The organism is Sphingopyxis sp. RIFCSPHIGHO2_12_FULL_65_19, assembly GCF_001830555.1.
Classification (GTDB): domain Bacteria; phylum Pseudomonadota; class Alphaproteobacteria; order Sphingomonadales; family Sphingomonadaceae; genus Sphingopyxis.
In genome coordinates this window covers 1-12,319 of sequence record NZ_MIAM01000067.1, presented here as the reverse complement: position 1 = coordinate 12,319, position 12,319 = coordinate 1, and the positions used below count along the sequence as shown (strand labels likewise).

General features: G+C 65.4%; 1 protein-coding gene. It reads right to left on the bottom strand.

Annotated features, from left to right (window positions below; all coding sequences use genetic code 11):
- A partial coding sequence (locus tag A3E77_RS18445) for a DUF5801 repeats-in-toxin domain-containing protein (protein WP_293648807.1) occupies nucleotides 1-12,319 on the bottom strand: 12,319 nt, incomplete at both ends.

Here is a 12,319-nt window from a genome sequence, read left to right as displayed (position 1 = left end):
CGCTCGCCGGTAGCGCTCTCGTCGCCGTCGTCGGCGTGCTCGATGGCAGCGGGGCTCGCGTCGTCGGCGTGCGGCGCGGTCGAATGCGCTGCGGCGCCCATATCCTTCGGCTCCGCAGCATCGCCCGCGCCCATGCTTGCCTCGGGATTGACGGGGGCATCGCCCACCGCCGCCGGGACGCTCGCTTCACTATAGGCCGCAACGGGCGTGTCTTCGGTCGCAAACTTCGCAACCACATGGTCATTCTGCTGGCCGTCATGGACCATCGCGACCAGCGAGGCGGCGACCAGCGAACTGGTCAGCGCCTGGTTGCCCTGCGCGCGCTCGATATCGTTCGCCGGACGGCCGGTGATGAAGGACACGTCCCCCACCGCCGCGCTGCTGCCGTCGGTGCGGGTGTAGCTCGCCTCGCCATGCACGATGACCTCGCCATCGCCCGCGACATAGGCCTTGCCATCGGCGGTCAGCGCGATGCTCGCGATACCCAGATCGCCGAGCGAGCGGAACTCGCCTGCATCGGTGACGCCGTTGCCGTTCGCATCTTGCCAGACGCCGAAGCTGTCGAACGCTGCGTCGGCCGCGCTCAGTTGCCCGTCGCCATTGCTGTCATATTGCAGGCGGAGGCCTTCAAGGTCGCTGGAACCGGCGATCGAGAAGATGATCTCGCTGCCATTGTTGACGATACCGTCACCATTGGCGTCGCGCGCCAGAACACCGTCACCGGCCCCGGCCCACGACGTCGCTTCGCGGACGCCGTCGCCGTCATAGTCGAAGGCCGCGCCCGCGGCGGAGCCGACGAAATCGAGGCCGTCGCCATCCAGGTCGAGCGTCACCGGCGTGATGCGCGTCCCGATCAGCGTGTTCAGGTTGGTGATGGCAACGCCCTGCAATTCGACAAGAATGTCGTTGTTCGGGTTCGGGCTGACGCCCACCTGCTGATAGACGAAAGTCCGCGTCCCGGCGACAAATGCCACCGTCGTCCCGGCCGGGCCAAGGTCGTTACGTTGCAGATAATCGACCGCCGCCGCAACGCGCGCGTCGCTCGACAACGCCAATGCCGTTCCAAAACTATTGTTGTCGTCGAACGTGATGACGCCGTTGTTTACCGAATGCGATCGGATCGGTTCGCCGTTGACCGTCAGCGCCGAATTGGTGCCGTCGACATTGCCGTTGCCGTCGGCCACCGGGGTTCCGGGCAGGTTCAATATGTCGACCGCCAGGTTGAAATCGGTGATCACGTCATGCCCGGTGATCGTTCCGTTGTTGCCGCTGCCGCCCAGCGTCGGGCGGCTTTGGCCCGCGTCGAACAGGAAGCTGTCGGTCCCTGTCCCGCCGGTCATGACATCGCGGCCCGAACCGCCAGAGATCAGGTCGTCGCCGTCGCCCCCGCTGATCGTATCATTGCCTTCCTGACCATAGATAAAGTCATTCCCGGCTCCGCCGTTGATGATGTCATTGCCGCTGGTCCGGCCGCTTTCCTGGGCCAGCGCCTGCGAATTGGCGCGGATATAGGCGATCGTATCCTGCCGGTTCCAGTCGGCGCCGTTGCCCGCCGGATCGAGCGTTTCGGATGTCGGCCGCCCTTCCAGCGTCTGGAACACCGCCCAGCCCGAACCGGGCGCGAGGTTCACGCCAAGCTGGGTCGCGAGCGTGTCGGTATAGAGCACGTCGCCGAAAATGACGTCGGCGCCATCACCGCCGGTGATGGTATCGTTCCCCGCCGCGGCGAGGTCGGTCGAGCCGCCCAGCACCTGGAGAACCGCGGCAAGCTGTTCGGCCGATGCGGCATTCGTCGCGCTGCCCGTGCCGCCCGACCCATTGCCATCCTCGACGTCGCTCAACCGTGCCAGCAGCGTGGAATTGACGTTGACGCCGACCGAATCGATCGAATAACCCGTCGCCAATATCTGCTGCGGCTCGTTCGATGAGTCATCGATTCCGAGCACCTGGTCCATCGCATTCTGAACGTTGCTCGAATCGGAATCGCTGCCGTTCCCGCCGTTGTTCCACAGCGTTGGCAGGCCGTCGGAAACGAACACCACCTTGTTCAGGTCAGCACCGACAATGCCATTGCCGCCGTTGATCAAGCTCAGCGCGTCCTGAAGGCCGTCTTCATAATTGGTGCCGCCCGAAGCGACCATGCCGTTGACGGCCGATTTTGCCGCCGAGACCTGACCCGCCTGTACGACGCCGTTCACGATCAGGTTGAATGTCCCTAGATTGTCACCGTCGGCATCGAAATCGATCACGGTGATACGGACGTCCAGCGCACCCGATTGCGAGAGGCTGTCGATCAGCGCATTCACGCCGTTCTTGAGCGCCTGCATACGCGAGATCGTGCCGTTGCCGAACGCAATCTGCGTCGTCATGCTGCCCGAACTGTCGAGCACCAGCACGACATTCGCCTGCTGCCCTTCGGTGATCGTCACCGAACCGGGGTCGCCGACCAGCGTATCGTCGAAATTGCTGCCCTGGATCGCACCGTCGACCTGTCCTTGCGGATTGGCGACGACATGATCGGTGGGCTCGCCCGCAACGTCGCCCGTCGCCGACCCGATAACCAGCAACGGCGACGCCGTGGTGATCGCCAGCGACGATTGGGCGGTGTCGCCATCGCCATCGACGATCGTGACCGGAACGTTGAAATTGACCGGATTTTCGGTCTGCACCACCGCGCCGAAATCGCCGATCTTGAACGTGTCGCCGCCGGCATGGTGGAATTCGATGCTGTTGTAACCGTCGGCGGTGAAGCCCGCGATGACGGTGTTTTCCACCACCCCGGTCACCGTTGCTTCGCCATTCAGGAAGCTCACGGTAAAATTCTGGCCGCCGACATTATAGGTGCCGTTGGCCGTTACCGACAGCGTCGCATTGTTGAAGCTGATCGCAACCTTGGTGATCGTGTCCTTGACCCCGTCACCGATATCATTGTCGGTGTCGATGTCGTCGCGCGCGACGAGCCGGACGCTGCTGCTGCCCGTGATGTTCGTGAACAGCGCCGAAGCCCCGTTCGCATTATAGTGCGAATCAAAGGCGTGGTTCTGGTTCGCCAGCGTGCCATAATCCTGTCCGTTGGCGGGCGAACCCGTCAGGTCGACGACGAAATCGACACGCACCGCCTCGTTTGCGCCGACATTGTTGTTATCGACGCCGGTTTCGGTGTTGTTCGCATTCACCGTTCCACCATCGGCGCCATTCTTCATCGGCGTGATCAGGATGTCCTGGCTGTTGTTGTCGCCGGCCTTTACAAAGCCGACCCAAGCGGTGTTGCCGCCGACGAAATTATAACCGCCGCTGTTGAAATCGACCGTCGAGGTCGAATCCAGCTTCTGGACCATCTGGACCTGATATTGGTCGGCATGGCCCGCGGGTTGCAGGCGAATGATGAATACATCGTCGCCGTTCGGCTTTTCCGCGGTCAGGACGGTGCCATCCGCCGAGATGACATAGGTAAGCGCCTGGCCGCCCGACGTCAGATTCTGGCTCTGGAGCGCCGCAATCGTCGCCGCGGTGAAAATCACGCTTCCCGGACCGTCGCCGCCATAATTATTGTCGACATCGCCGTCGGTATCGAGCGACTGATAAACCGACGATCCCGGCGCGTTGATCAGCGACGCATTCAGCGGCGCGATCGCGACCGGCGAGTCATCTTCCAGCCCGATGGTCAGCGCGGTCGCGTTGGTAACCGTCGTCGTTCCGTCGTTGACGTTGACCGGCACCACCAGCGACAGCGCATCTTCCAGCGTCGTGTTGGGATGGTCGATCGGCGCCGACAGCGTCACGGTGAAGTTGCCGGCATTGTTGATCGCGATGCTGATGATCGTGTCGGCCCCGACCTTGCCCAGCAACAGTTGCGGGTTCGTGGTGTCCCAGACGATCGGTTGGCCGCCCGACGACAGCGCCGTTGCCGGCGCGCCGAGCGAGAAGGTCAGCGGATCGCCGTCGGGATCGGTGGCGGTGATCGTGCCCGTGCGGACGGTCAGGTTCGTGGTATCGACCGTCCCCGTGCTATCGGGGAAACCGCCCGGCAGCCCTTCGTCCGACACGGCGGTGGTCGCCGATCCAATCGTCGGCAGGTCGTTCGACCCGACGATCGTGATCTTCAGCGTCGTCGTCGACGTGTCGCCGTCACCATCGGTGATGGTGTAGGAGAAGGTTTCGACCAGCGTTTCGCCGACACCCAGTGCCTGCACCGTCGCATTGCCGTTGGTCAGCGTATAGGTATAGCCGCCGCCCGCCGCCAGCGTCAGCGATCCATAGCTGCCCGTCAGGGCCGAACCGACATTGCCCGCCACCGCAACCGCCGAGGTGCCGACGGCGACGCCGGTCACCGCCGCGCCATCGGCGCCCTGCGTATCGGCGCTTCCGGGCGCATTGGTCGTGCCGACGCCCGTGATGACATCGCCCGTTGCCACCGTCGCCGCATCCTCGGTCACCGCATCGGTGTCAGGGCGCGCGGTCGGCAGATCGTCAGAGACGGTGACGGCCACGGTGCCGGTCGCCATGTCGCCGTCGATATCGGTGGCGACGACCCCGACCGAGCCGAGGTTCACGAGGTCATCGAGGTTTATCGTCGGATGATCGTCATAATTGTCGTTCAGCGTCGCGGTGACATTCGCGGTGTTGCCGCTACGCACCAGGTTGAGCGTGACGACAAGGCGCGCGCCGTCCGATCCGGTGATCTGCGTGTCGGACACCCGCACCCAGGTCAACCCGCCGCCCAAACCGGCAACACTTCCGGCAAAGACGATCGACGCGATTGCGTCCGAACCCGGGGTAAAGACCAGCGATCCGCTGGCGAAATCGGGGTTCGCCGGGGTCGATCCGTCGGCCAGATTCTGGTCGTCGAGCGCCAGCGTGATCGATCCGCCGCCGCCGGGGTTGGCGCCATCGGTCAGGCTGATGGCCTGCGTCGATGTTGCGGTATCGCCGTCGCCGTCGGTGATCGTATAGCTGAAGCTGGCATCGACCGCCGCCGCGCTGTTGACCGGGTTCTGATCAAAGCTCCAAACGCCGGCCGCGTTGAACGTATAGACGCCGTTCGCGGTCGTGATCACGGTGTTACCCGCCGCGGCGATCGCGGTGGTCGTCGCCCCGATCGTCACCGACGTGACGGTCGCGCCGTCGGCGCCCTGTGTGTCGTCGTCGAGCAGGTTGCCGCCGACATTCGCCGCATCCTCGGCCACGACGATCGCCGGATCGGCGCGCGCGGTCGGCACATCGTCGATCACATCGACGGTCACCGTCGTCGTCACGCTGTTGCCGTTTGCGTCGGTCACCTGGACGGTGAAGGTTTCGGCATTATCGACGGTGTTCGTGCCATTATCGGCGGTGACGCCGTCGATCCGGCTGGTCAGCGTATAGGTATAGCCGCCATTGGGATTGAGCACGAACGTCCCGAACGCGCCGGTTCCGCTGCCCACGAGCGTATAGGTGAAAGGCCCGGTGCCGCCGCTGATATTGTCGGCGATCGTGCCGGTCGCGATTTCGGTCGCCGCCGCCGGGGTGCTGCCGATGGGCAGTCCGGCTTCGTTGACGATGACATTGTCGCTTCCCGCAGCGAGCCCCGAATCGTTGATCGTGATCGTCAACGTCGTCGTCGACGTGTCGCCGTCGGCGTCGCGGATCGTATAGACGAAGCTGTCGGTCGCGGTTCCCGTCACCACGTTCGGATTGGCGGCATAGCTGTAGCTGCCATCGGCAGCCAGCGTCAGCGTGCCGAGCGCGGTGTTGATGACCGTGCCGGTTCCGGTCGTGACCGGCGTCGTCGTGTCGCCGCCCGCCACGCGCACGCCGACGACGCCGCCCGCCGGGGTGGTCGCATCGGGGCCGTCGGTGCCAAAGCTGTCGGCATTGTCGGTCAGGACATTGCCCGTCGCCGTCGCGCCTTCGGCGACCGTTTTGGCATCGGCATTCGCCGTCGGGCCATCGTCGAGGAAGGTGATCTGATCGCCGATCTCGGTCTTGCCGGTCGCGGTGTCGTCGTCGCCGTCCTTGATCGTCACCGTCGCGCTGATCAGGCCGTTCAGCGTCAGCGCATCATTGTGGAGCGCCACAGCCCCATCCTGCAGATGCTCGAGCGCGACAAGCTGGGTCACCGTCAGCGTGCCATTGCTGTTGATCGTCACGGTGAAGGCGTCGCGCACCACCCCGCCGCCATCGGTATAGCGGCCAACGATCGTCGTCGCCGAGGTTTCGACCAGCGTGATCGCAAAGTCGCCCACAGCCGTCGCCAGGCCGCTGGCGACGTTGGTGCCGCCGCCGGTCAGTTCCACGCCATAGGTCGTCGCGCCGCTCGTCGCAGTGCCGTCGGCGCCATAGGCAAGCGCCGCGGTGATCACCGGCGTCGCCGACGTGACCGTATCGAAACCGCCGCTTTCGTCGAGCGTCACGCTCACGCCGCCCGCGACATTGCTGACCGTCGGGCCATCGTCGTCGAAGCGGATCTGCCCCGAAATATCGACGACGTTGGAGAATGCGACGTCGCCGTCGCTGTCCGTCACCGTGACGCCGACATTGATCGCGCCCGCCATCAGTTGCAGCTGGTCGTCGGGATCGGTCCCGACGGGGTGGTCGAGCGACAGATATTGTTCGACGGTAACGACGCCGGTTGCCGGGTCGATGGCGATGGCAAAAGCCGCCTGTCCAGCGAACGCACCGCTGCCGCCGACCCGGCCGACGATCGAATTGCCCGAAGTGACGAGCGTGATCGGGGACCCGTCGGTGATGGTGAGGCCCGATGTCGATGCCGAGAGCAACAGATTATACGCTACCGCCCCGGTCACCGCGGCGCCGTCGGTACCATAGACCGGGGTCGCGGTGACGATCGCGGTGCCCGACGTGGCGATGCTGATCGCACCCGCGCCGCCGACGTCCGGATCGTTGCCCTTGACGATCATCCCGGTATCGAGCGTCGAAACAAGGCTGCTGGTCGCGCTTTCGTCGTTCAACAGGATGGTGCCGGTTGCCGCGGCGGTTACCGACGGGCCATCGTCCAGGAACGTGACCTGGCCGCCGACCTGCTTGGTCGCCGACACGCTGTCGCCGTCGCTGTCGGTGATCGTCACCGATGCGGCGACCAGGCCGTTCAGCGTCAGCGCATCATTGTGGAGCGGCGTGCTGCCGTCCTGCAAATGCTCCAACGCCGCAAGTTGCGACACGGTCAGCGTGCCGTCGGCATTGATCGTCACCGTAAAGGCATCGCGCACCACACCGCCGCCGTCGGTATAGCGCCCGGCGATCGTCGTCGCCGAGGTTGCGACCAGCGAAATGGCGAAATCGCCGATCGCCGTCGTCAGCGGCGTCGTGCCGTCGCCGGTCAGCGACAGGCCGTAAACGACGCTGTTCGCGGCTGCCGCGCCGTCGGCGCCGAAATTGAGGTTTGCGGTGATGACCGCCGCGGCCGATGTGACATTGGTGTCGAGCCCGCCGGTTTCGTCGAGCGTGACGCTGCCCGAACCCGCGACATTGGTGATCGACGGACCGTCGTCCTCGATACGGACGGCGCTGCCCAGATCGACCGTGTCGCGGCTGAAATCGCCGTCGAAATCGGTGGCCGTGACCTGGAGCAACAGCGCCCCGGCCGCCATGCCAGGCGAGCTTTCGTCGTTGCTCGCGATGTTGCCATGCTCGATCGCGATGAACTGGGTCATCGTGACCGTGCCGTTCGCCGCAACGGTGAAGGTGAAGGCGACGTCGCCCGACGTCTCGCCGCGACCCTCGACCGTGCCGGGGCCGGTCTGATACAGGCGGATCACTTCGTTCGTCGCCGAAATCAGGTATCCGCTGGCCGGGTTCGCCCCGCCCAGAACAAGCGCATAGCTGTAAGCGACCGGCGTATCGGCGCCCGCATCCAGATTGACCGTGTAAAGGTCAGCGATCGCGATCGTCGCCGAACCGAGGTTGCCGGTGGCGTCGGGGTCGACTTCGGTCCCGGCGGCGACAACGCCGTTGGTCTCGTCGATACGCAGTTCGGCGCCGGTCTTCAACGTGACGTCGAGGATCGGGCCATCGTCGGCAAAGCGGATGTTGCCGCCAAGGTCGATCGATTGCGTCGCACTGTCGGTATCGCCGTCGCGATCGGTGATCGTCACCGTGCCAGTCAGGCGGACGAGATTGTCCGCAAGCGTCGCGATCTGGCTTTCAAAATTGCTGTCCACGCCGGGGGCGGCATGATCGATCTGCGCAAACTGGGTCAGCGTGACCGCGCCGTTCGCGGGGTTCGCCGCAATCAGGAAGATCGTGTTGCCCGAATTGACGGCATCCGCGCTTGCCGCGGTCGATCCGCGGATCTCACCGCCGACATTATAGAGAAAGATGGGCGCGCCATTGCTGTCGAAACCCGAATCGGCGCCGTCGGTGCCGAACAGCGACAGGGCGTAGGCCCAGGTGATAGCGCCCGCGCCATCCTCGCCGAAATCGGCGTTGGCGAATGCGAACGCACCGCTGAAATTCGCGGCCGATACCGCAAAGTCGCTCGCCACCCCGATCGTTTCGCCATCCTGCGTCGTCAGCAGGATATTCGCCTCGCCCGCAACGGCGATGTCGATATTGACGCCGTCGTCCTTGAACGTCAGCGCCCCGCCGATATTGGCCGTCGCGCTCGCCGGGTCGCCGTCGCTGTCGGTGATCGTCGCGGTCAGCGTGATCAGGTCGGCGGCGCTCAGCCCCGTTGCCTGGTCGGCGCCGGTGTCGGGCGAATGAAAGATCGGACGTTGCTGGTCCAGCGTCACCGTGCCGTTCGCATCGACCGACAGGGTGAACACGGTTTCGCCGCTGCCGCTGGTGCGGCCGTAAACGACGCCGGCCTCGTTGGTCAGAACGACCGATTGGCCCGTGATCGTGTCGACCAGGCCGGATGCGACGCCGGCCGCACTCACGCCCAGCGTGTAGACGATCGGGTTGACTGCCGCCGGCCCGTCCGCGTTGAACGCGACATTGAACAGGCTGCCCGGCTGTCCGAAACCGAAATTGGCGGTGGCGTTGGTTGCCAGGTCGCTGTCATCGACGGTCAGCGCATTGGCGCCGCCCGCGACGGACGTGATCGTCGGAATATCGTCGATGACGCGCACCGTGACGACGCCCGTGGCAAGGTCGCCGTCGGTGTCCGCCGCCTGCACGGTGACGGTGCCCAGCGCCTGCGTCTGCGCCGCCATCGCCAGTGCGTGCGGCAAATTGTCGGCCAGCGTCACCGTAACGGTCGCGCTGCTCGTTGCGCCGGGGGCGATGCTGGCGGGGGCGGTCAGGCCGATCGTGATCGCGGCGGGACCGCCAGAGGTCAGCGATCCGGTGATCGTCAGCCCGTCGGGCGCCATCGTCCAGAAAATATCGGTGCCCGCGCCGTCCAGATTGGCGACAAGGCCGGCGACCCCGGTAAAGGCAAAGCCCGCCAGCGCGTCCGAACCCGCCGTGAAGCTGAGGGTGCCGCTCGCCACCTCGTCGGGGCTGGCCGGGGTGCGGCCGTCGGCGAGCGCGGCTTCGTTCACGGTCAGCGTGATCGGAGTCGCGCTCACCGGGTTTGCTCCGTCGGTGATCGCGATGGTCAGGCTGTCCGACGTCGGATCGCCGTCGCGATCGACCGCCGACAGCGTGAAGCTGGCCGACGGATTCGTCGCGTTATTCTGGTTCCCCGCGGCGGCAAAGCTGAACGTGCCGTCGGCGTTGACGGTCAGCGTGCCAGTGGGCTGGACGATCGAAACGCTGCTTCCGGGTGCCAGCGACAGGGTCTCGCTGCCGCTGCCAAAGCTGACGTTGACCGAGGTGACGCCATCGGCGCCGCGGTCGAGCGTCCAGCTGCCATTCGCGGTCGCACCTTCGACAACCGTCGTCGGCGCGTCCGACACGTTCAGCGTCGGCAGGTCATCGACGATCGTGACGCCGAACGCGCCCGACGCCTGGGTTCCGTCGCTGTCGGTGACCGTAAAGCCGATGCCCGCCAGGAAATCGCTGTCCTCGCTGCCGGGGACCGCCTGGTCGATCGCTTGCGACAGCGTGACCGTATAGCCATAGGTGACTTCGGTCGCGCCGGGACCGGCGACCGGGGTGGTCAGGCTGATGCGGATGACTTCATTGCCGCCGACCGAGCCGACAAGATCATTGCCGACCTTGTCGAACGTCACCGGCGCATTGTTGACAATAAGATGCGTGTCGAGCGCCGCGCTGTCGTTAAGGACCAGCGAGCCTGCGAGCGTCGATGGGACGTCGCTGCCGAAATCGACGATGATCGTGCCATTGGCGCTCGCACTGCCGGTCGAGGTCACTTCGCCGGCCAGGCCATTGTCGATATTGGCGCCGGGCAAGCCGTCTTCGTCGACCGTGACATCGGCGATCTTGCCGATCTGCGGCGCCGAATCGGCGACCAGCGTGATCGTCGCGGTGGCAATGTCGGTGTCGCCGTCGCCATCGGTCACGCGGTACTGGAAACTGATCGTGCCCGTTTCCTGTGCAGCGGCGGTGTAGGTAAAGCTGCCGTTGCCGTTGTTGACGAGCGTGCCGGTGCCGGTGAGCGAGCCCGCCACCAGTTCGACCGCCGACGGCTGGACGCTGTCGGCGCCCTGCACATCGTTGGCGAGCACATTGATCGTGACCGGCGCATTTTCGATCGTCTGCGTCGTGCCATCGTCGATCGCGTCGGGAACATCGTCGGTGACGCGGATGTCGATCGTCGCGCTTGCGCTCGATCCGTCGCTGTCGGTGACGGTGACGCCCACGCTGTCGGTGCGGTCGTCCTGACCGGCCGCGGGGTGGTCGGTGCGGTTGTCGGTAAGCGTATAGCTATAGGTGAACGTCCCGCCGATCACCGATCCATCGGCGCCGGTGACGGGCGTAAAGCCGGTGACGTTGAGTGTGCCATATGCCGTCGCCACCGATTGCGGGGTGAAGCTGCCATTGGCGACGACGAGCGTCAGCGGAGCGCCGAGCGGCACGCCGTTGAAGCTGGTCAGCACGACCGTACCCATGCCGTCGGGGGTCGACACGCTGAAACTGTCGCTGTCGGTCACGCCGTCGGGGGTCGTGTCCGAACCCGCGGCCTCGCCCGCGCGCGTCGGCAGATCGTCTTCGTCGACGAACAGTTCGGCGCCCGCGGCGTCCAGGCCGGTGATCGTGACACCATCGTCGGCGCCGTTGATCGTGATCGTCAGCGTCGTCGATGCGGGATCGCCGTCGCCGTCGGTGATCGTGTAGGTAAAGATTTCGGTCAGCGTCTGCCCCGCCGAAAGCCCCTGCACCGGCTGCGCCGCATTGTTCAGCGCATAGGAATAGCTGCCATCGGCATTCAGCGTCAGCGTGCCATAAGCACCGGCCAGACCTGCGCCCACCGTGCCGGGCGTTGCGCCAAAGCTTACCGCCGTCACATTGGCGCCATCGGCGCCGCGAACATCCAGCGCGCCGTCGGTCGCGTTCGCATCGTCGCCTCCCGCGCCGACCAGCACATTGCCATCGGCGGTCAGCGGACCATCTTCGGTCACGCTGTCGATGTCGGGATTGGCGGTCGGAACATCGTCGACGATATTGATCACCAGCGTGTCGGTCGCCGTGTCGCCGTCGCTGTCGGTCAGCACCGCGGTAAAGCTGTCCGACGTATTGTCGCCCGCCGTGTTGGTGGTCAGGGGATAGCTATAGCTGTAGGAACCGCCGCTGACCGTTACGGTCAGCACGCCGCGCGGGGTGGTGACCGTCCCGCCGGCCGTCACGTCGACGCCGTTGACGACCAGCGTATCGACGCTGTCGTTGCCCGTGGTCAGCGTAAAGCTGCCCGTTGCGGTTTCGCTGTTCGATGCAGCGTTCGACCCCGCAGGCAGGCCCGCTTCGTTGACGCTGTTGTCGGCGCCCAGGTTGATCGTCGGAACCGAATCCCGCGCCAGCGTGACGGTGACCGTTGCGGTCGAGGTGTCGCCGTCGCCGTCGGTAATCACATAGGTGAAGCTGTCTTCGCCTTCCTGTCCCGCGGTCGGGGTATAGGTGAAGGTGCCGTCGCCATTATAAGCCACGCTGCCCTTCGTCGGCGCCGTGCCCAGTGCGACCCCGGCGGCCAGATCGACCCCGTCGGCGCCGCGCACATCGTTCGCCAGCACGTCGATGACCACCGCCATGTCTTCGGCCGCGTCGGCGCTGTCGTCAGCGGCCGCCGGCACGTCATCGACGATCCGCACGTCGAGGCTGGCGTTGGCGCTCGACCCGTCGCTGTCGGTCACCACGACCGCAAAGCTGTCGGAAACGAAATCTTCGCCCTGCACGCTGTGGGTCAGCGTGTTGTCGCCGAGGACATATTCATAAGTGAAGGTGCCGCCGGTCACCGATCCGTCGGCCCCGACAACCG